We start from the raw sequence: 201 nt of genomic DNA on the forward strand, positions 1-201 counted from the left end.
GAAGCCCCCGGTGTCCGAGAAGCCGCACGGGGGCCCCGGCGGTGCGAACGTCAAGGGCACGACGGTCAAGAGCGACCTCTTCACGCCCGGCCCGGCGCCTGTGCCGAACACGACCGTCTCGTCCGATCTGCCGGACGGGCTCGGCAGCGGCATCGATGCCCCTGCGCCGCCCCCGTACACGCCGCCGCCGGTGTACTCCTC

Annotated in this window: 1 pseudogene; it reads left to right on the plus strand. The window is 73.6% G+C overall.

The annotated features are described in order from the left end of the window. A pseudogene (locus tag IF99_RS31540) lies at positions 1–201 on the plus strand (hypothetical protein); the annotation flags it as partial.

The sequence above is a fragment of the Streptomyces sp. NRRL F-5630 genome (genome assembly GCF_000719475.1).
Lineage (GTDB): Bacteria > Actinomycetota > Actinomycetes > Streptomycetales > Streptomycetaceae > Streptomyces.